Origin of the sequence: Pantoea sp. MBLJ3, assembly GCF_000816655.1 — a bacterium.
GTDB lineage: Bacteria > Pseudomonadota > Gammaproteobacteria > Enterobacterales > Enterobacteriaceae > Pantoea > Pantoea eucalypti.
In genome coordinates, this window is sequence record NZ_JSUT01000003.1 from 70,916 (window position 1) to 88,727 (window position 17,812).

Below are 17,812 nucleotides of genomic sequence, written 5' to 3' on the forward strand. Positions count from 1 at the left end.
CTTAATCCTGCTGTAACAACTTTACCTTTTAAGGGTTCAGGTCTGCCGGCGCGTTTTGCTACTCTTGGGCAAGGTGTTACACGTCCAACAGGAGAATAAACGTGAGATTTTATGGAAAAGGGCTGCTGGTAGTCGGTCTGTTCGCATTAACCGCCTGTCAATCTGCCTCTCAACCCGACACTGCCCGTGTGGCGCAGGATCCCGACGCTGACCGCTGCGGCGCCTCACAGTTTCAACACTATATCGGCAAACCGTTGACCGCACTGCAGGGTCAGCACTTCGAACAGCAGGTGCGTCCGATCCCCTATAATTCAGCCGTCACCATGGACTTTAATCTCAACCGGCTTAATTTCCTGGCCGATAAAAATGGCAATATCAGCTCAGTTTATTGTGGCTAATGGCCAGAATGTCATAGGCTTGTCATAACAGCAGGCGAGGATAGCTGCGCGTTTGAGAAACTTCCTCGTCACACAATAGATAGTGCTCGTCTTGTTTATTCCCGCCCCGGCGGGAATTTTTTTAGCGTCCGCGGACCGGAACAGGAGCGAAGAAGAAGATGAAACGCATAGTGGCATTTCTGCCCACGTTGTTACTCAGCAGCACACTGGCGCATGCGTCCAGTGAAGACGCCTGGAAAAAGAGCCGCGAGGTGATGGTTCAGGCGTGCGTCAACGCCAGCCACCTGAGCAAAGTCAGGGTGCTGGGCGAACCGATCGAATATGACGACAACACAGGTTACAGTGCACTGTTGCTGGAGGGACGCTACCCGCAGCAGCACATGAAAAATAAGCGGGGACGGGAGCTCTGCCTGTTTCAGCGCAGCAGCGGACGTGCCAGCGTCAGCGAAGCGGATAAGTTACGCTGGGTGAAGTAGACGCCGGGTTGATTTACGGCTCCGGCTGCGTGTCGATCAACTGAGCCAGCAAGGTGCGATAACGTTGCAACTGCATCTCGTCGCCCTCTACTTCCAGTTTATCGATCACCCGCGCAATCAGCACTTTACTGGTGGCGGGCTCGCCCGCTTCCATTATTTCACGCAGGATCACCGCCAGCAGATCGGACTCTGGCGGTGTCCGCCAGGCCGGGCTTTTAAAATAGTCGCTGATTGCACGGCTGGCGCTATTTGGTTGTACTCTCATTTCCCCACCTCCGCTGAAACACGCCACTGCCCCTTACTGCTGAGTAAGGGCGTATCTGTATGAAATAAGCTGGTTTGCCTCAGCGTAGCCGGATGGTCTGCACCGTTTTTTGCGGAGGACGTCGCACCGATCAGAATGATCGCCACACCGCCACGGCTGGCGGTTTTTTAAACATAGAAGCGGGGAGCGGGGTTGTCAGTAACAGAATGACATATTTTTCCATATTGATGAGGGGGCGTTTAAGAAGCGCGTTTCAGTGCCGTATGTCATCCGCGCGCTTCGCACTCTGAATTCCTGCGTCGGTGAAATTTGTGCCGGTAATTGAGCCGAATCAAAGCAGAATCCGTTCTTTCACTCTATGTGCCATGTTTTGTCGGTCACGCTGAGAATGCGCGCGTTAGACTGAGCCTTCCCTCTCTTTATATCGTCTGCTCATGCCACGCACTATTGAACCCTGGAAGATAAACCTGATCTCGGTCTGGTTTGGCTGCTTTTTTACCGGACTGGCGATTAGTCAGATTATCCCGTTTCTGCCGCTCTACCTTGAACAGCTAGGCGTAACCGGTGGCGAATCACTGAGCCTCTGGTCGGGTCTTACCTTCAGTATCACCTTTGTGGTCTCGGCGGCGGTGGCGCCGCTATGGGGCAGCCTGGCCGATCGCAAAGGTCGTAAACTGATGCTGCTGCGTGCGGCTTTTGGCATGGGCGTGGTGATCCTGCTGCAGGCTTTTGTCACGGAGGCCTGGCAGTTGCTGCTGCTGCGTGCCCTGATGGGGCTAACCTCCGGATATATCCCCAACGCCATGGCGCTGGTGGCGGCTCAGGTTCCGCGTGAACGAAGCGGCTGGGCGCTGAGCTGTGTCTCAACCGGTCAGATTGGCGGGGTGATTCTGGGGCCCATGCTGGGCGGGCTGCTGGCCGACTGGGTCGGTTTGCGTACGGTGTTTATTGTCACTGCGGTGCTGTTGATGGTCAGCTTTCTGGTGACGCTGTTCCTGATTAAAGAGACCGGTTATATCCCGGTCAGTAAAAAAGATAAGCTCAGCGGACGCGAGGTTTTCCGCTCGCTGGATAACCCAAAGCTGATGCTCTGCCTCTTTTTTACCACCATGGTGATTCAGATGTGCAACGGGTCGGTGAACCCGATTCTGACGTTGTTTGTGCGTGAACTGGCACCGACTGCGGAGAATATCGCTTTTCTGAGTGGCGTGATTGCCGCGCTGCCAGGCGTCTCAGCGCTGCTGGCGGCACCCCGGCTGGGGCGACTCGGCGATCGCATCGGCACGCAGCGTATCCTGCTGGCGACAATGGTTATCTCGCTGCTGCTGTTTGTTGCGATGTCGTTTGTGACCAGCACGACACAGCTGGGGATATTGCGGTTTCTGCTGGGCTTCGCCGATGGCGCAATGATGCCTGCGGTGCAGACGCTTCTGGTACGTCATTCGCGCGACAACATCACCGGGCGAATCTTCGGCTATAACCAGTCGTTTATGTATCTCGGCAATGTCGCAGGCCCGCTACTGGGGGCTGCGGTGTCGGCGGTGGCAGGTTTCCGCTGGGTCTTTTTTGCCACCGCCGTGGTGGTGCTGATTAATGTGCTGTTTCTGAAGCGTTTTTACCGGCGTCCGAAGACCGAGCTGCCGCTGGCTGAGAAATCGTCAGCTCAGCCTGCCAGCGCTGCTGAGTCAGTAAAAACTCAGGACTGACGCTGGGGCTCCAGGAGTCATCGCCGCCAACGCCCATGTGAAACGCATCCAGATGCAGCCAGCAGCCCGTTTCAGGACGCAGAAGGTGGCGGTGTGAAGTCTCCCGCAGCTGCTCCAGACTGAAGCGGCTTAGCGAGAAAGCGAAGTCGCCGCTGACCTGCCAGCTGCCGCTGTCGAGCTGACGCGTACCGCCACGCTGACCATTCTCGCTGGGGAAAACGTAGGGCGTTGAAAGCTGATCCAGCGGCAGCTGCCAGCGGGAAAACTGCGCGGCCAGCTGGCGGTCGGGATAGTTTTCATGCGGACCCAGGCCCAGCCAGCTAACCTGCTGCGGGATGTGTGCCAGCTCACAGCGCAAGCCGATGCGTGCGGGCGGTGGCAATCCGCGCGACTGCTCAACCGACAGCTGTAGGTGTAACTCACCCTGCGCGTTGATCACATAACGTTTACGGCTGATGAACGCGAGCTCACCGTTGGCGAGCCAGCCATGCAGCGTCTCAATCTGCACTGCCTGCGACAACGTATTCGCCGTGATCGATACCAGACTGCTGCTCATCTGGTCATAACCCGCCGTTTTCCAGCGTTCAACCCAGGCATCAGGATCAACCCGTTCCGCTTCGCTGGTGCCGATGTCATTGTCCAGCGGCGCGCGGATAAAGCAGTCCTGAAGAGGGGAGAGCAGCGTCGGCTCCTCATTGACAAACCACTGCGTCAGTTCGCCGCTGTGGCGTGAAAAATGCCAGCGTTGCTGCTGATGAGTGACAACAATGTCACTGGCATCATCGTGCAGCACAGGTGCTTCGGCCGCCTCTGGCTGTGATGGCATCGCCAGCGCCGAGGGCAGCGCCCACTGGTGCCAGGCGACGCGCCAGCCAGCAACGCTCCAGGGTGTGGCGTTAATCTGATGAATCGCGACGTTCAGCCAGCATTCGCCGTATAACGCGGGCTGTGTGGGCAGCGTGATTCGCTGCTGACCCTGCGCGGTGATATCCAGCACTATTTCGCCTTCTGTCACCACCTCTCCTTCCTGCTCAATGGACCATCGCAGCACTTCATTGTCACTGTGGCGGAACAGATAGTCGCTGCTGATCGTAACGCTCAGCGGATCGCGGGGATCAACGGTAAACTGATAAAACTGCTGGGCGCGCTGCGCTTCATAAAGCGCTGGATGTGGCGTGCGATCGGCAAACACCAGCCCGTTCATACAGAACTGACGATCGTTAGGCTTATCGCCAAAATCACCGCCGTAAGCCTGCCAGGAGTTGCCCTGTTCATCATGGCGGGTCAGGCTCTGATCCACCCAGTCCCAGACGAAGCCGCCCTGCAGTCGCGGGAACTGACGGAAGGCCTCCCAGTACTTCGCAAAACCGCCGAAACTGTTGCCCATGGCATGCGCGTATTCACAGAGGATCAACGGACGCGTTTCGCCCGGCAGACCGATCCACTTCTTCAGCGACCATTTCGGCACTGCCGGGAACGGCTGATCTTCATCAACCCTGGCATACATCGGGCAGATAATATCGGTTGCGGCGGTATCTGCACCGCCGCCTTCATACTGAACCGGACGGGTTGGATCGCTGCTTTTCACCCAGCGGTAGAGCGCGTCATGGGTGGCGCCATGTCCTGACTCGTTGCCCAGCGACCAGATGATAATGCTGCAGTGATTACGATCGCGCTGCACCATGCGCGTGACGCGTTCGCTGTAGGCCGCGAACCAGCGGGGATCATCGGAGAGCCGGTTCATCGGCTGCATGCCGTGGGTTTCGATATTGGCCTCATCCACGACATAAAGCCCGTACTGGTCACACAACCGGTACCAGAGCGGATGATTAGGGTAGTGCGAACAGCGGACCGCATTGAAATTGTGCTGCTTCATCAGCTCGATGTCACGGCGCATCGTCGCCTCATCCACTACCTGACCGTGCTCCGGATGGTGCTCATGGCGGTTGGTGCCCCGGATCAGCAGCGGTTTGCCGTTGAGGCAGAGCAGGCCGTTGTCGATGGTGACCTGACGGAAGCCAACATCGTAAGCTTCCACTTCGACCAGCTGCTGATCGCCATCCAGCAGCGCCAGCGTAGCACGATAGAGGTGGGGCGTTTCGGCGCTCCACAGCGCGGGCTGTTCAACCGGCAGGCTGAGCAGGGCGCGTTCAGGATAGTGACCCCGTTCGTCAATGATCGCGCTGCCCAGCGGCTGCTGACACTGCGCAACCTGCTGTTTACCCTGCCACAGCGTCAGGCGCAGCTGATAGCGCGAGGTGGCGTCCGGCGGTAAGGCGACGCGGACCTGGGCGCGTAGCTCGGCACGGGTAAACTCCGGGCTGAGCCGGGTTTCCAGCTGAACGTCGGCCAGATGCACCTGCGGTTTATGCAGTAATGTGACATCGCGGAAAATGCCGCTCATCCGCCACATATCCTGATCTTCCAGATAGCTGCCGTCGCTCCAGCGCAGCACCATCACCGCCAGCCGGTTTTTGCCCGGTCGCAGATGAGGACTCAGGTCAAATTCGGCGGGCAGGCGGCTGTCCTGAGAGTAGCCAATCCAGCGCCCATTGCACCACAGGTGAAAAGCCGAGTTTACGCCGTCAAAAATGATGCGTGTCTGTCCCGAATCGAGCCAGGCTGTGTCAGTCGTGAATGTGAGCGAGTAACATCCGGTGGGATTCCCGGCGGGAACCAGCGGAGGATTAACGGGAATCGGATATTGTACGTTGGTGTAAATGGGCGCATCGAAGCCGTGCATCTGCCAGTTAGCCGGGACCGGAATCGTGCTGGCATCCGGCAGATCCTGCAATAACCAGCTGGCAGGCACCGCTTCAGGCTGAGCAAAGTAACTAAATCCCCACTCTCCGTTGAGACATTGCCGTGACGCCGAAGGATGATCATCGCGCGCCGCCGCTTCATCGCGCCAGCTGGCGAATGGCGGATGGGCATCCAGACGATGCAGCGAGGTCACGACCGGGTTCTCCCAGTCGCGCCGGGAGAGGATGTCACTGAAAGTAGCCAGAGAGAGAGTCATGATTTTATCCTGTAAATGTAATGCGCTCACAATGCGCAAAATTCGTCAGTCTGTAAAGTGTTCACCCTCCCGATTTACACAAATAGTCCTGTTAACAAACTCACCGGGATGTTGAGAATACGACGACATACTGGCGGTAAAACGTTAAGTCTGGTCAGCAAAGATGAATAGCCGCCTGAAGCAGAGGAATCTCACTTGTCGCCATGCCAGCGGCTTCATACACTCAGCCCGATTTTTTCACTCTGAGGTAGATAGGGTACGAATCATTAAGCTGGTGGCTGTTGTGGGATTAGTGACTGCATTAAGTGGATGTATTTTCCCGCCTCCCGGCGGCGGTTGGGGCGGACACGGTGGCGGGCCGGGTCACGGATTCGTAAATCCTCGTTAAGCTTCACTGTTTCATTTCAGGCAAGCGACATTTAACCGCGGCAGTGCAACCCCGCAAAACGTTTCGCCAGCAAAATAACCGTAAATGGCTGAACAGATGGGATAAATGTGGGCTAAGCCACTGAAAAAATGGCTGTCGCCCTCTGTTTTTTTACCCAGCGTGGTGATAATTTCAGCTTTTCTCCACCGCTGAGACAACAGCATGAAAAACCTGATTGCTGAGTTACTGGTAAAGCTGGCTGAAAAAGAGGCGACAGCGAAAGAGCAGATGGCGCAGATTGAAGCACTGGAGATCGTTGTCACTGCGCTGGTTCGCAAGCTGGAGCCGCAACAACATCTGGCAATCACCACCAGCATTGAAAGCGCTATGGACAACGTGGCTGATGCTGATGATAACGATGCACGCCTGCTGCGCAATTACATTGAAAAGCTGCTCCATCATCCCCGCCAGTATTGATCCCGGAACAGGTCGGGAATGGGATCTTCCCATCACTTTGACCTCAAACATTTTCTGCTTTGCTTATTCGCTGCCAGAATAATAGAGGACAATCCACTGTGGAGTTATCAAGATGAAAGTCGGTTTAATGGCGATGATGATGGCAGGCCTGCTGGTCAGCGGGCTGGCAGGTGCTGCGGAGAAAACTCCGCAGCAGGAGAAAATGACGATGTGCAACCAGCATGCGAAATCACAGGATCTCAAAGGGGATGCGCGCAAAACCTTTATGAGTGAATGCCTGAAAAAGGACAGCAAGATGTCGCAGATGTCACCGCAGCAGATGAAAATGAAAAGCTGTAACGGTGAAGCCGGTGATAAAAAACTGGCAGGCGATGCCCGTAAAACCTTTATGAGTCAGTGCCTGAAAAAGAGCTGATGATGCCCACGGCCACGCAGGTGGCCGCTTCTATCTGCCGCCCGATGCGGATTCACTTCCCCTTCAACGCCGATTAAATTACCTGCCACAACAGCAGGTTATCTTTCTGAAACAGATTCCTCATCAGGCTTCCCGGTTCCTTTGCCACACTTACTGTTTGTAGGGGATTGCGCAGCGGGCTTTTTTGCCGTGCAGCATAAGACCAGAAACAGTGAAAGGAGCCATGCCGTGAACTATCAATTTACCGTCGACCTGAACGATCTGCCGCAGCGACAGCCGGTTAAAAAGACGCTCGGCGATGTTGATCTATTATTGATTCGCGACGGTGACAACGTCCGTGCTTTTCAGGCGAAATGTCCACACGCTGGCGCACCGCTTGAACAGGGCGCGATTTGCGGCGATCGGCTGGTCTGCCCGTGGCATAAAGCCGCGTTTGATATCGCCGATGGCAAAATGTGTGAACCGCTGGCGTTAGCCGATCTCAAACAGTACCCGCTTCGCATTGAAGAGGGCCGGGTACTGATAAACCCCAAAGCGATGTCACCCGCAGCACCCATTGGCAGCGGGGCAGATGCACCGGTCTATGTGGTATTAGGTGGCGGCGCGGCGGGTAGCGCAGCGCTATGGCGTCTGCGTCATGAAGGTTTTAAAGGCCGCCTGATACTGGTCGAGCGTGAAGCCGATGCACCTTATGACCGCACCGCGCTGACCAAATTTGTGCCGTCGGGAAAAATGGATATTAACGAAGTGCCGCAGCTGCTGAAAGCGGATGTGATGGACCACGTTGAACGACTCCAGGCTACAGTGAGCCGGCTGGATGCACAGCAACAGCGGTTAATCTTCGGCGATGGCGGGACGCTTGCGTTCGACAAACTGTTGATCGCCAGCGGCGCGACGCCTGTTCTTCCTGATTTGCCGGGCAGCGATCTTGACGGGGTTCATCTGCTGCGCAGCAAAGCGCAGACCGATGAGCTGCTTCAGGCGGTGGATGCCAGCCATAAAATCGTGATTATCGGCAACAGTTTTATCGGTACCGAACTGGCGTCGGCACTGCGTAACCGCGATATTGACGTCACAGTCATTGCCCGCCAGGCACTGCCTTTTGCTAAACGGTTTGGCGAGCAGATTGGTCGCTATTTCTACCAGCTTCATGAGCAAAACGGCGTGAAGTGGGTGCAGGGCGAGATCGAAGCGCTGCAGGGTGACCAGAAGGTAAATGGCGTGCAGCTGAAGGGCGGACGCAGGCTGGATGCTACCGTTGTGCTGTTCGCGACCGGGGTTAAACCGGCCACCGACTTTATTCACGATCTGCCGCTGGCAGAGGATGGCAGCCTGCAGGCGGATGATCAGTTGCGGGTCGCTGATAATATCTGGGTGGCGGGGGATATCGCCACCTATCCGGCGGCACAGGGGCCGCTGCGTATTGAGCACTATCGCGTTGCACATCAGCAGGGACAGACTGCCGCATGGAATATGCTGGATCAAAACGTCGCTTTTGATCGGGTGCCGTTCTTCTGGACGACCCAGTATGGCACTCGTTATGAGTATGTTGGCCACGCGGCAGAATGGGATGAATTCCAGCTAATCGGTTCGCTGGAGGATAAAAAGTTTATGGCGTTTTATGGTCAGCAGGGGCAACTGGCGGCGATCTGCTCATGCGGTATGTATACGCTGACCGCTGAGCTGGTGCAGCAGATGCAGCATCCCATGACGCTTTCTGACGCGGTGGCGCGCTGTCAGGCGAAAATCAGTTAAGCTGCACGCAGGGCGGACCAGGCTGACGGGCCGCCCTGCGCACTTTCTCACCGGTTAGCTGCGACTCAGTTTCTCTGACTTCGCCATGCACTGCTGCATCGCTTCCATCACTGCCGAGCGCATCCCTTTTTCTTCCAGCACTTTCACCGCTTCAATGGTGGTGCCGCCTGGAGAGCAGACCATATCTTTGAGTTCAGCCGGATGTTTACCGGTGGTCAGCACCATCTGCGCCGCGCCTTTCACCGCCTGCGCAGCAAACTGATAGGCCTGAGCACGCGGCATGCCACCCAGTACGGCTGCATCCGCCATCGCCTCGATAAACATAAACACGTAGGCCGGTGCAGAACCGCTCACGCCGACCACAGAGTGAATCAGATATTCATCCACTACGGCCGCTTTGCCGAAGCTCTCAAAAATCGCCACGACTTCGTCGATCTCCGCCTGCTCAACCAGCACGTTAGGCGTTACCGAGGTCATGCCTTCGCTCACCAGTGAGGGCGTATTCGGCATTGCGCGGACAATTTTGCGATCGTAACCCAGCACGGATGAGAGCGAGTCCAGCGTCACGCCAGCGGCAATCGACACCACCAGCGCCTCTTTTTTCAGGCTGCCTGCCAGCTCTTTTAATACTTTCAGAATGACATTCGGTTTTACTGCGCCGAACAGGATGTCCACTTCACGCGCCAGCGCATCCGCGCTCTCTGCTGCGTTGATGCCATACTGCTCTGCCATCGCCTGGTTGGTCTCAGCTTTGCGATCGTAAACGAAGATATCAGACGGGGCGATTTTGCCGCTGTTGACCAGTCCGCCGATAATGGCTTTCGCCATGTTTCCCCCGCCGATAAATCCGATTTTCTTTGCCAGCATCGCCATCTCCTTAGGACATTATTCGTTTTTCTCAGTGAGCTAGCTTACTTCAGCCAGCCCGAATAACAAGTCAGCTGCAAGCGCGCTGGAAAGCGTGGCGCAAATTAAATTTGCCATTTAAGAGGAACCCGGCAAGATCTCAGGCTTCTCTGACTGTAAGGAATCATGATGTTTATCTGGGTCGATGCCGATGCCTGTCCGAATGTGATCAAAGAGGTGCTCTACCGTGCGGCGGATCGTACCGCGACCACGGTCACTTTTGTGGCGAACCAGTTTTTGCGCGTGCCGCCATCGCCGTATCTGCGCACGCTGCAGGTGCCTGCTGGCTTTGATGTGGCGGACAATGAGATTGTCAGACGTTGTCAGCCCGGCGATCTGGTGATCACCGCCGATATTCCGCTGGCGGCTGAGGTGATTGAGAAAGGGGCAGCGGCGCTGAATCCGCGCGGCGAGCGTTACTCACCGGCGACGATACGCGAACGTCTGACGATGCGTGATTTTATGGATACGCTGCGGTCAAGCGGCGTGCAGACCGGCGGCCCCGCGACGATGAGTCCGCGTGACCGCCAGCAGTTTGCGAATGAACTGGATAGCTGGCTCACCCAGCAGAAACGCTCAACTTAAACGAAGCTGTCGTCGTCGTCGAAATCGTTGCCGCCAAAATCGTTGAGATCGCTGTTGTCGGCATAATTGCTGTCCCAGCCCGTGTTCTGGTCGAGGAAGGCGCTGTCGTTACCACCGTTAAAGTTATCGGCATTGTCATCGCCACCGTTGAAGGTGTTGAGATTATCATTCACCTCCGGCAGCGGCGGCTCATTGATGATATTCACAATCTCTTCCGGCTGTGAATGGTGGAACATGCTGGTCAGCATGTCGGCCATCACGACACCACCCGCGACGCCCACGGCAGTTTGCAGAGCGCCGCCAAGGAAACCGGTGCCGCGTGGCGCGGGTGCCTGGGCAGGGGCATACTGCTGCTGTGCCGGTTGCTGCGGCGCACTGTTCCACGGCGACTGTTGCTGTTGTTGCGGCTGCTGAACGGGAGGCTGCTGACGCGAACCGCTGCCAAACAGTCCCGACAGGAAGCCGCCGCTGCTCTGTGCAGGCTGCTGCTGTTGTTGTTGCTGCAACTGTGCCACCTGGCTTTCCAGCGCTGACACTTTCTCATTGAGTTTTTTCAGCGCCGCTTCCTGAATCAGGATTGCCTGCGTCATGTAGTAAGGCGCGCCTGGCTGCGCCTGAAGATGCTGGTTAATCAATTGTTCGGCAGCGGCATCGCGTGCCACGGCCTGGCTTTCGGCCTGTTTCAGACGGCTGAACAGCCCATCAATCAGTTGTTGTTCTTCGCGTTGCATGATGACTCTCCTGTGGCGATTGTTATCAGTATATGGGGGCGTCAACACGAAAAGTAAAATCCGGGCGGTAAGCAAATATTGCCAGCCCATTTTAGCCGCCGTTTTATGCGTTTTTTAGCGCCCGGTTACTCACCTGATGCACAAAACGTGCATGCATTTCCCCTTGAAAATAGAGAGATTATCGCTGTTCATGTGAGGAAAAAGCGTAAATCATGCCTGACAGGTGGAGGCCATAATAATTTCCAGTTATGATGCGTCGCATTAATCAGCTAACCATGCAGCCGCATCGCGCGGTCAGGCGGAGGAACGGCCCTGATGTCACTACCCATCTTTTTGATTGGCGCTCGCGGTTGCGGCAAAACCACGGTCGGCGAGGCGTTATCGCAGGCGCTGGGCTACGCCTTTACGGATACCGATCACCATCTGCAACTCAGCACGCAACGCAGCGTGACGGAGATTGTCGAGGCGGAAGGCTGGGAAGGTTTCCGCGCCCGTGAAACGGAGTCGCTGAAAGCAGTCACGGCCCCCAGGACGGTCATTGCCACGGGCGGTGGCATGATCCTGGCTGAAGAGAACTGCCGTTTTATGCAGGAGCAGGGGCAGGTGATCTGGCTCAGCGCGTCCCCCGAAGTGCTGGCAGAGCGACTGGAAAGCGAACCTGAAGCGGCCCAGCGTCCGACCTTAACCGGACGTCCGATTGCTGACGAGATGAGTGATGTACTGCGTGAACGCGCGCACCTTTACCAGGCGGCGGCCCATCATCAGGTGAATGCCATGCAGGCACCGGAGTGTGTGGTGGAAGAGATTCTGCTGTCACTTTCTCTGGCGCGCGCCAGCTAACCCTCAGATTTTTCCCGCTTTGATCCCGCTTCAGATGGCATTGTCTATACTTATCCTATGACAGGCAGCAGCCTGTCCTGTGGAATGTTGTTCAGACAAGAGGGACACAGTATGCCTACCAGACCGCCGTACCCGCGTGAAGCGAAAATTGTGACTGTTGAAAAGGGGCCTGAAGGTAATAAGGTAACCTTTTATGAATTGCGTGCTGATCATCCCAAACCGAATTCATTAATCAGTGAGCATGAGACGGAAGAAGAAGCGCACGATGCTAAAGCGCGCTACGAAGACGTCGAAAAAGAGTAAAGCATTGCGGCTGGCAGGGAGGCCAGCCTGATATTCAGCGTCATTTCGCCGTTTGTCAGTACGTTGCCTGAGTTATGCCCATCGCCTCTTTATTCCCGACATCCCCTTGCCGACGCACAACAAAGCTGCCTGGAATACTGGCTTAACGCTTTTTCGCTCTGCGCGTCTGATTTCTCCCGCCGGAACAGATCACAAACGACCATCATTTCGCGTGACAGATCAGCGGGTTCCCTTCTACACTGCCAGACACACAACATGTGCTCTGGAGAACTATTATGCTCAACGTTAGTGAGTATTTTGACGGAAAAGTTAAATCTATTGGTTTTGACAGTGCGAGCACCGGTCGTGCCAGCGTCGGCGTGATGTCTGAAGGTGAATACACATTTGGTACCGGCCAGCCGGAAGAGATGACCGTCGTTAGCGGCTCGCTTAAGGTGTTGCTGCCAGGTGAGACCGAGTGGAAATGGTTTGAAGCGGGTTCGGTGTTTAATGTGCCGGGTCACAGCGAGTTTCATCTGCAGGTTGGCGAGCCAAGTTCCTATCTCTGCCGTTACCTGAAAGATAAAGATTAAAAAAAGGGCCGCTAAGCGGCCCTTTTTTCTAGCGAATAATCTTCACATCACTCAGGGTGATAGCGCCCATCGGTTTATCACCTGTTTTTGCCCTTAGTGGCGCTAAAATCCGCAGGTCTTCAAGCCAGGCACTCTCTATGACGGTGACAGGCTGTTTGTCTGTCGCAATGGTACAGGTTACCTTCAGATAGCGTCCGCTAAATGCCAGGTTAATCTCTCGCGCGTCGCCACCGCTGGAGACGGTACAGGTTTCCCGCTGATGACTGTCCTCATCCTTGCCCACGCTACTCTCACTCACCGCGTCGTTCTGATAGTGCTGTCCGGCGGTTAGCGGATAACGCAGCGTCGAACTAAGTTGTTTTAACCGCGAAGGGGAATAGGAAATCGACATGGTATAGGCGAGCTGGATATCATTGGCAATCGTCAGACGCTGCACTTTCCAGATACCGTAATCCTCCAGCTTGCGAATAAATCCAGCGTCATCCGCCACCATATGCACGCTGACGCGACCTTCCCGACTATTTTCGACCCAGCTGAGCTGCTGAAAACGCGGTGTGGCCCAGGGATGGACCAGGTTTTTCAGTTGTTGCTGCAGGGCAGGGGCAAGCGGGACGGCGGCCAGCACCGAGGCCGGATTGCCATTCAGGTCGGGTAGCATCTGTTGTGCCATCGAACCGGGCGATTTATGCGAAGCGGGTCTGAAGTGGCCCAGTGCATGAAATCTCTTAACATCTGGCAGCGTACAGAGCTGGGCAAAAGTTTTTTGCAGCAGAGGCGTCAGATCAAAAGCGGTTTTACGGCGCGCCAGCTGGCCTCCATCCAGTGAATCGGTTACGTAACCGTTGTCATCAATATCAAATGCGGATAACGGTGTACTGACACCGGTTTCGCAGTTAAAACGGTAATTTTCGACCTTTAGACTGTAGGGCGCATCATAGGGTGGATCGAAATCGCTGGCCGCATAATCAGTGCCGACCCGGACCCGCAATATCTCTGCCTCACGCTTCAGGCTGGCAACGTCAATCAGTGTCGTGGCACCATACTTATCAGCAGATTCAATTTTTTCCCATAGCACTGACCTTTCGGGTAATCCGCAGATTTTTTTCAGAACAGCCGGATCCTGATTTGAGCCAGGCTGAGGTGCGCTGTAGCGGCCATATTCATTGCCGTAAAACCGGCCTTGTGGGCTGCCTTCTGCATCGACCATGTGGCGGTAAAGCGCTTCGGCATAAGGTTTTTGGCAATCATAAGCCTGCCAGACCTGCATTGCGCCCCCGTTTTTACCGGGAATAGCCACCATCACATTCAGGCGATCGTTGATGCGCACCGCATCGAAACGGCTGACGCTGGGCGGATCATCCGAGGCGGGCTGACTGCGTGCAGAGAGTGAAAGAAGCGACAGTGTGCAAAATAAAAACAGGTGCCGAAATAAGCGGGACATAAGTGGAATTCCTTTGCCAAAGACCCGGTTATCGACAAAGTATGCCAAAACTTCAGGGCGGAACGGCGCCGCCCTGATAATGCTTAACGCTGGGCTTCGCCGCCTAACGCTTCCACCAGATTACTGGTCAGTGCTGCCAGTTCGCTGGTCATCAGAATAAAGTCGGCATCAAAGCGCTGCGCGAAATCTTCGCGGTCGATATCGTCGTTCTGGTCGCGCAATGTGTCGCTGAACTTCAGACGCTTCACTGAACCGTCATCGGCCAGCACGAACTGAATACGCTCCTGCCAGTCGAGTGCCAGTTTTGTCACGACCTTGCCGGCTTCGATATGGTTGGCGATCTCATCGCACACCAAATCCTGTTTCTTGCAGCGGATGACGCCGCCATCTTCCAGCAGGGCTTTCAGCTCCGCTTCATCCATCAGCGCAAACCCGGCTGGCAGGTCGCCTGAACGCACCCATTGGGTCAGCGTCAGTTCAATCGGATTTTCCAGCGTCAGTGGCACCACCGGCAGTGAACCCAGGCTTTTGCGCAGCAGCGCCAGGGTATCTTCCGCTTTTTTCGCGCTGGCACAGTCCACCATAATCAGGTTATTGACCGTGTCGATCCACAAATAGGTCTGGCTGAAACGGCTGAAAGCACGCGGCAGCAGGCTATGCAGCACTTCATCTTTCAGCGAATCTTTTTCGGTCTTTTTGAGCTTGCGGCTCTGCTCAGATTCCAGCTTGTCGATTTTTGCTGCCAGCGCCTGTTTCACGACCGGCGAAGGCAGGATTTTCTCTTCTTTGCGGGCGCAAATCACAATCTGGCCTTTATTCTCGTGGGTCAGCGCGTCGCTGCGGTTACCCATCGGCGAGACCCAGCCGGTCTTGCTCATATCCTGACTGCCACACGGTGAAAAAGTGAAGGCGTCGAGCTGTTTTTCCATCTCATCTGCGGACAGCGGAATGTCACGATTCAGACGATAAACCATCATATTTTTAAACCACAACATCGGGATTCCTTACCGTGGCGCGATCGGGCGCACAAGTCTGCGAGAGTCAGCGCGCATGATAGCGAAACATCGGAGTGGTTTCATTGCCTTTAAGGCAGCCGCCTTTTACTGTATCTCTCACCTGAACGAATAACGAGGAAGTAACCTTGCGCATAGGCATAGATCTGGGTGGCACCAAGACAGAAGTGATTGCATTGTCAGATAAGGGAGAGGAGCTGTTCCGTCACCGCGTGAATACCCCGCGTGACGACTATCAGGCAACGGTGCAGGCAATTGTTGATCTGGTCACGCTGGCGGAGCAGAAAACTGGCGAGACCGGTACGGTCGGCCTGGGCATTCCCGGCTCGCTTTCGCCTTTCAGTAAGCGGGTGAAGAATGCGAACTCCACCTGGCTTAACGGCCAGCCGCTGGATAAAGATCTGGCTCAGGCGCTGAACCGGGAAGTGCGCATCGCCAACGACGCGAATTGCCTGGCCGTATCGGAAGCGGTCGACGGTGCCGGTGCCGGACAGTCGCTGGTGTTTGCCGTGATTATCGGTACCGGATCGGGTGCAGGTGTCGCGATTAACGGTGAATCGCGCATCGGTGGCAACGGTAATGCCGGTGAGTGGGGCCACAATCCGCTGCCATGGATGGATGAAGATGAGCTGCGTTATCGTCAGGAAGTGCCCTGTTATTGCGGGCAGCAGGGCTGTATCGAAACCTTTGTTTCAGGCACCGGTTTTGGTATCGACTATCAGCGGCTTAGCGGCGTACATCGCAAAGGTGCGGAGATCGTCTCGCTGCTGGCGCAGCAGGATCCGATCGCCGAACTGGCAATGAGCCGCTATGAACTGCGTCTGGCAAAATCGCTGGCGCAGGTGGTGAACCTGATCGATCCTGACGTGATCGTGCTGGGCGGCGGGATGAGCAATGTGGATCGGCTCTATCAGACTGTGCCGGTGCTGATGAAGCAGTGGGTGTTTGGCGGGGAGTGTGAAACGCCGGTGCTGAAGGCGCAGCATGGCGACTCCAGCGGCGTACGCGGTGCGGCGTGGCTCTGGCCGCTTAACGGCTGAGTGTCCCGCACATCCGCTGACGTTCAGCGCCTGGATTTCAGGCGCTGAACGTAACCCACAGCGCGGCACCTTGCCGCGCCGCGTTTATTCGCCCACCAGCATCGTGTCCTGTGGCGCCCGGTCGCGCTGCGCTTTGGTGGCGAGGAAGTAAATATAGCCGACCAGCATGATGGCAAAGAACAGTGCGCCAATCACCGGGTTAAACCACAGCATCGCCAGCAGACAGACCACCGACAGCAGCAGGGCGATGCCCGGAACAATCGGATAGCCCGGCGCGCGGAAACTGCGGGGCATTTCCGGCGCGCTGCGGCGGAGTTTAAACAGGCTCAGCATGCTCATGATGTACATCACAATCGCGCCAAACACCGCCATGGTGATCATCGCCGCCGTCAGCGTCATTCCCTGCAGATTAATCACGCCATCGCTGTAAATCGCCGCGATGCCCAGTACGCCACCGAGAATAATCGCCCGATGCGGGGTCTGGAAACGTGACAGTTTTGCCAGAGAAGGAGGCAGATAGCCCGCGCGTGCCAGAGCAAAAAACTGCCGTGAATAGCCGAGAATAATGCCGTGGAAGCTGGCAATCAGACCAAACAGGCCAATCCACACCAGCATATGCATCCAGTTAGAGTGTTCGCCGACAATCATTTTCATCGCCTGCGGCAGCGGATCGTTTATGTCCGAGAGTTTGCGCCAGTCGCCCGCGCCGCCTGCCATCAGCATCACGCCAATCGCCAGCACCACCAGCGTCAGAATCCCGCTGATGTAGGCGCGGGGAATGGTTCGGGTGGGATCTTTTGCCTCTTCGGCGGCCATCGCTGCACCTTCAATGGCAAGGAAGAACCAGATGGCGAAGGGAATGGCGGCGAAAATACCGGAGAAGGCGGGCATGCCGAAGGTGTCGCTGCCTGCCCAGCCGTGCGCAGCAAAATTCGCCAGGCTAAAGCCGGGTGAGACCACGCCCATAAACACCAGCAGCTCAATGACAGCCAGCACGGTGACAACCAGTTCGAACATCGCCGCCAGTTTTACACCCAGAATATTCAGCGTCATGAACACCAGGTAAGCCCCGACCGCTGCGGTTTTTGGGTTGAGCTGGGGATACTGCACATTGAGATAAGCCCCAATCGCCATGGCGATCGCCGGTGGCGCAAAGACAAACTCAATCAGCGTCGCCAGACCGGCAATCAGTCCGCCGGTTTCGCCAAAGGCGCGACGACTGTAGGCAAACGGCCCGCCCGCATGAGGGATCGCAGTGGTCAGTTCGGTGAAGCTAAAGATAAAGCAGGTATAGAGTGTGGCGATCAGCGCGGTAGTGACCAGAAATCCCAGCGTGCCTGCCACAGCCCAGCCGTAACTCCAGCCGAAATATTCGCCTGAGATCACCAGGCCAACCGCAATCCCCCACAGGTGCAGGGTGCCCAGCGTGGGCTTGAGTCTGTTTGTCATACTGTTATCCCCGTCGTTGTTGGTCGCACGCGGCGTTACACCGCCATTACGACT

19 protein-coding genes are annotated in these 17,812 nt (G+C 56.1%); 11 read left to right on the forward strand and 8 right to left on the reverse strand.

Translation table 11 applies throughout. From position 1 onward, the window contains the following. Positions 1-101: 101 nt before the first annotated feature. Both NP77_RS03385 and NP77_RS03390 read left to right on the forward strand, forming a co-directional pair. Entirely contained in the window at positions 102-398 is a 297-nt protein-coding gene (locus tag NP77_RS03385) for an I78 family peptidase inhibitor (protein ID WP_003850080.1), read from the forward strand. Between the two features lie 158 nt (positions 399-556). Beyond that, positions 557-874 carry a hypothetical protein gene (locus tag NP77_RS03390; RefSeq protein WP_003850079.1) on the forward strand — a complete coding sequence of 106 codons (318 nt, stop codon included), beginning with the start codon at positions 557-559 and terminating at the stop codon, positions 872-874. Between the two features lie 13 nt (positions 875-887). Here the strand turns inward: NP77_RS03390 and NP77_RS03395 are convergent, their stop codons facing one another. Beyond that, a complete protein-coding gene (locus tag NP77_RS03395) occupies positions 888-1,139 on the reverse strand; it encodes a biofilm development regulator YmgB/AriR family protein (RefSeq protein WP_003850078.1) in 252 nt (83 codons plus the stop codon). 434 nt (positions 1,140-1,573) lie between these two features. On the opposite strand from NP77_RS03395, the gene NP77_RS22740 reads away from it, so the two are divergent. Beyond that, positions 1,574-2,845, forward strand: a complete 1,272-nt coding sequence (locus NP77_RS22740; RefSeq protein ID WP_071591687.1) for a multidrug efflux MFS transporter — start codon at positions 1,574-1,576, stop codon at positions 2,843-2,845. Here NP77_RS22740 and NP77_RS03400 read toward each other — a convergent pair. Both NP77_RS03400 and NP77_RS03405 read right to left on the reverse strand, forming a co-directional pair. Beyond that, a complete protein-coding gene (locus tag NP77_RS03400) occupies positions 2,730-5,864 on the reverse strand; it encodes a beta-galactosidase (protein WP_039659040.1) in 3,135 nt (1,044 codons plus the stop codon). The genes NP77_RS22740 and NP77_RS03400 overlap by 116 nt on opposite strands. Positions 5,865-6,263: 399 nt before the next feature. Further along, positions 6,264-6,455 (reverse strand): hypothetical protein, encoded by a 192-nt coding sequence (locus tag NP77_RS03405; RefSeq protein ID WP_039659043.1) that lies wholly within the window; start codon positions 6,453-6,455, stop codon positions 6,264-6,266. On the opposite strand from NP77_RS03405, the gene iraP reads away from it, so the two are divergent. The 3 genes from iraP (at position 6,454) to NP77_RS03420 (ending at position 8,878) form a co-directional block, all read left to right on the forward strand. Next, positions 6,454-6,708: an anti-adapter protein IraP gene (gene iraP, locus NP77_RS03410; protein ID WP_003850075.1), complete on the forward strand. Its 255-nt coding sequence runs from the start codon at positions 6,454-6,456 to the stop codon at positions 6,706-6,708. The two genes, NP77_RS03405 and iraP, sit on opposite strands and share 2 nt — an antisense overlap. A 112-nt stretch (positions 6,709-6,820) precedes the next feature. Further along, positions 6,821-7,123: a PsiF family protein gene (locus tag NP77_RS03415; RefSeq protein WP_003850074.1), complete on the forward strand. Its 303-nt coding sequence runs from the start codon at positions 6,821-6,823 to the stop codon at positions 7,121-7,123. 228 nt (positions 7,124-7,351) lie between these two features. Next, positions 7,352-8,878: an FAD-dependent oxidoreductase gene (locus NP77_RS03420; RefSeq protein WP_039659045.1), complete on the forward strand. Its 1,527-nt coding sequence runs from the start codon at positions 7,352-7,354 to the stop codon at positions 8,876-8,878. 54 nt (positions 8,879-8,932) lie between these two features. Here the strand turns inward: NP77_RS03420 and proC are convergent, their stop codons facing one another. Continuing rightward, on the reverse strand, positions 8,933-9,745 hold the full coding sequence (gene proC, locus NP77_RS03425; protein WP_003850072.1) for a pyrroline-5-carboxylate reductase: 813 nt from the start codon (positions 9,743-9,745) through the stop codon (positions 8,933-8,935). A 168-nt stretch (positions 9,746-9,913) separates the two neighbouring features. Between proC and NP77_RS03430 the strand changes: the two genes are divergently transcribed. After that, on the forward strand, positions 9,914-10,369 hold the full coding sequence (locus NP77_RS03430) for a YaiI/YqxD family protein (protein WP_003850071.1): 456 nt from the start codon (positions 9,914-9,916) through the stop codon (positions 10,367-10,369). Here NP77_RS03430 and NP77_RS03435 read toward each other — a convergent pair. Continuing rightward, positions 10,366-11,100, reverse strand: a complete 735-nt coding sequence (locus tag NP77_RS03435) for a DUF2076 domain-containing protein (protein WP_039659047.1) — start codon at positions 11,098-11,100, stop codon at positions 10,366-10,368. The genes NP77_RS03430 and NP77_RS03435 overlap by 4 nt on opposite strands. Before the next feature lie 315 nt (positions 11,101-11,415). Between NP77_RS03435 and aroL the strand changes: the two genes are divergently transcribed. The 3 genes from aroL to ppnP all read left to right on the forward strand — a co-directional run bounded on the left by aroL (position 11,416) and on the right by ppnP (position 12,815). Continuing rightward, entirely contained in the window at positions 11,416-11,940 is a 525-nt protein-coding gene (gene aroL, locus NP77_RS03440; RefSeq protein ID WP_003850067.1) for a shikimate kinase AroL, read from the forward strand. Positions 11,941-12,051: 111 nt separating this feature from the next. Continuing rightward, positions 12,052-12,243: a YaiA family protein gene (locus NP77_RS03445; RefSeq protein WP_003850063.1), complete on the forward strand. Its 192-nt coding sequence runs from the start codon at positions 12,052-12,054 to the stop codon at positions 12,241-12,243. Positions 12,244-12,518: 275 nt separating this feature from the next. After that, on the forward strand, positions 12,519-12,815 hold the full coding sequence (gene ppnP, locus NP77_RS03450; protein WP_003850060.1) for a pyrimidine/purine nucleoside phosphorylase: 297 nt from the start codon (positions 12,519-12,521) through the stop codon (positions 12,813-12,815). 28 nt (positions 12,816-12,843) lie between these two features. Here the strand turns inward: ppnP and NP77_RS03455 are convergent, their stop codons facing one another. Next, entirely contained in the window at positions 12,844-14,256 is a 1,413-nt protein-coding gene (locus NP77_RS03455; RefSeq protein WP_039659049.1) for a hypothetical protein, read from the reverse strand. 83 nt (positions 14,257-14,339) lie between these two features. Further along, positions 14,340-15,251, reverse strand: coding sequence for a recombination-associated protein RdgC (gene rdgC, locus NP77_RS03460; protein ID WP_039659050.1), 912 nt, complete (start codon positions 15,249-15,251; stop codon positions 14,340-14,342). Positions 15,252-15,397: 146 nt separating this feature from the next. Between rdgC and mak the strand changes: the two genes are divergently transcribed. Further along, positions 15,398-16,309: a fructokinase gene (gene mak, locus NP77_RS03465; protein ID WP_039659051.1), complete on the forward strand. Its 912-nt coding sequence runs from the start codon at positions 15,398-15,400 to the stop codon at positions 16,307-16,309. Between the two features lie 84 nt (positions 16,310-16,393). Here mak and eat read toward each other — a convergent pair whose 3' ends face one another. Next, positions 16,394-17,758, reverse strand: coding sequence for an ethanolamine permease (gene eat, locus NP77_RS03470; RefSeq protein WP_008924864.1), 1,365 nt, complete (start codon positions 17,756-17,758; stop codon positions 16,394-16,396). Positions 17,759-17,812: the final 54 nt, after the last annotated feature.

Bases quoted from the DNA above. Each gene is read 5' to 3' on its own strand.
- NP77_RS03390 (WP_003850079.1), top strand. From the start codon at position 557: ATGAAACGCATAGTGGCATTTCTGCCCACGTTGTTACTCAGCAGCACA.
- NP77_RS03395 (WP_003850078.1), bottom strand. From the start codon at position 1,139: ATGAGAGTACAACCAAATAGCGCCAGCCGTGCAATCAGCGACTATTTT.
- NP77_RS22740 (WP_071591687.1), top strand. From the start codon at position 1,574: ATGCCACGCACTATTGAACCCTGGAAGATAAACCTGATCTCGGTCTGG.
- NP77_RS03400 (WP_039659040.1), bottom strand. From the start codon at position 5,864: ATGACTCTCTCTCTGGCTACTTTCAGTGACATCCTCTCCCGGCGCGAC.
- iraP (WP_003850075.1), top strand. From the start codon at position 6,454: ATGAAAAACCTGATTGCTGAGTTACTGGTAAAGCTGGCTGAAAAAGAG.
- NP77_RS03405 (WP_039659043.1), bottom strand. From the start codon at position 6,455: ATGCTGTTGTCTCAGCGGTGGAGAAAAGCTGAAATTATCACCACGCTG.
- NP77_RS03415 (WP_003850074.1), top strand. From the start codon at position 6,821: ATGAAAGTCGGTTTAATGGCGATGATGATGGCAGGCCTGCTGGTCAGC.
- proC (WP_003850072.1), bottom strand. From the start codon at position 9,745: ATGCTGGCAAAGAAAATCGGATTTATCGGCGGGGGAAACATGGCGAAA.
- NP77_RS03430 (WP_003850071.1), top strand. From the start codon at position 9,914: ATGTTTATCTGGGTCGATGCCGATGCCTGTCCGAATGTGATCAAAGAG.
- NP77_RS03435 (WP_039659047.1), bottom strand. From the start codon at position 11,100: ATGCAACGCGAAGAACAACAACTGATTGATGGGCTGTTCAGCCGTCTG.
- aroL (WP_003850067.1), top strand. From the start codon at position 11,416: ATGTCACTACCCATCTTTTTGATTGGCGCTCGCGGTTGCGGCAAAACC.
- NP77_RS03445 (WP_003850063.1), top strand. From the start codon at position 12,052: ATGCCTACCAGACCGCCGTACCCGCGTGAAGCGAAAATTGTGACTGTT.
- ppnP (WP_003850060.1), top strand. From the start codon at position 12,519: ATGCTCAACGTTAGTGAGTATTTTGACGGAAAAGTTAAATCTATTGGT.
- NP77_RS03455 (WP_039659049.1), bottom strand. From the start codon at position 14,256: ATGTCCCGCTTATTTCGGCACCTGTTTTTATTTTGCACACTGTCGCTT.
- rdgC (WP_039659050.1), bottom strand. From the start codon at position 15,251: ATGTTGTGGTTTAAAAATATGATGGTTTATCGTCTGAATCGTGACATT.
- eat (WP_008924864.1), bottom strand. From the start codon at position 17,758: ATGACAAACAGACTCAAGCCCACGCTGGGCACCCTGCACCTGTGGGGG.